Origin of the sequence: Streptomyces cavernicola (assembly GCF_029968035.1) — a bacterium.
Lineage (GTDB): Bacteria > Actinomycetota > Actinomycetes > Streptomycetales > Streptomycetaceae > Streptomyces > Streptomyces cavernicola.
Genome location: NZ_JASCIQ010000100.1, coordinates 1 through 1,000, shown reverse-complemented (window position 1 = coordinate 1,000; position 1,000 = coordinate 1). Strand labels below are relative to the sequence as shown.

The 1,000-nt window shown below is 67.3% G+C and carries 1 protein-coding gene and 1 pseudogene; both read left to right on the top strand.

Going from position 1 to position 1,000, the window contains the following annotated elements; genetic code table 11:
- Positions 1–25: 25 nt before the first annotated feature.
- Entirely contained in the window at positions 26–811 is a 786-nt protein-coding gene (locus tag QIS96_RS37640) for an electron transfer flavoprotein subunit beta/FixA family protein (protein WP_282547394.1), read from the top strand.
- Between the two features lie 55 nt (positions 812–866).
- Positions 867–1,000 (top strand): annotated as a pseudogene (locus tag QIS96_RS37635) (electron transfer flavoprotein subunit alpha/FixB family protein); the annotation flags it as partial.

The window sequence follows — 1,000 nt, the reverse complement described above, 5'->3', positions numbered from 1 at the left end:
ACCCGTACCTAGAAAGGGGCGTTCCATGAGCTTGAGGATCGTTGTCTGTGTGAAGTATGTGCCCGACGCCACCGGCGACCGGCACTTCACCGACGAGCTGACCGTCGACCGCGACGACGTGGACGGTCTGCTGTCGGAGCTCGACGAGTACGCCGTCGAGCAGGCCCTGCAGATCGCGGATGAGGCCGACGACGCGGAGATCACCGTCCTGACGGTGGGCCCGGAGGACGCCAAGGACGCGCTGCGCAAGGCTCTTTCGATGGGTGCCGACAAGGCTGTGCATGTGGAGGACGACGACCTGCACGGCACGGATGTCATGGGTACGTCGCTGGTCCTCGCCAAGGCGATCGAGAAGACGGGGTACGACCTGGTCATCGCCGGTATGGCGTCGACGGACGGCACGGCCGGTGTGGTGCCGGCGCTGCTCGCGGAGCGTCTCGGTGTGCCGCAGGTGACGTTGCTGTCCGAGGTGTCGGTCGAGGACGGGGTGGTGCGCGGCCGCCGGGACGGGGATGCGGCCACCGAGTTGCTTGAGGCGTCGCTGCCTGCGGTGGTGTCGGTGACGGACCAGTCGGGCGAGGCCCGCTACCCGTCGTTCAAGGGGATCATGGCGGCGAAGAAGAAGCCGGTGGAGTCCCTGGACCTGGACGACCTGGACATCGAGGCCGAGGAAGTCGGTCTTGAGGGGGCCTGGACGAAGGTCGACCAGGCTGCCGAGCGTCCGGCTCGTACGGCGGGCACGATCGTGACGGACGAGGGGGCGGGCGGCAAGGAGCTGGCTGCCTTTCTCGCGGAGCGCAAATATGTCTGATGCAGCCTCGCAGGCCAGAAGTTCGTCTGAAACACCGGGAGTTGAGGAGATTCTCATGGCTGAAGTTCTGGTCTACGTCGACCATGTGGACGGCGCCGTCCGCAAGCCCACCCTTGAGCTGCTGACGCTGGCCCGTCGTATCGGCGAGCCGGTCGCCGTCGCCCTCGGCGCGGGCGCTGCGGACACCGC

Bases quoted from the DNA above. Each gene is read 5' to 3' on its own strand.
- QIS96_RS37640 (WP_282547394.1), top strand. From the start codon at position 26: ATGAGCTTGAGGATCGTTGTCTGTGTGAAGTATGTGCCCGACGCCACC.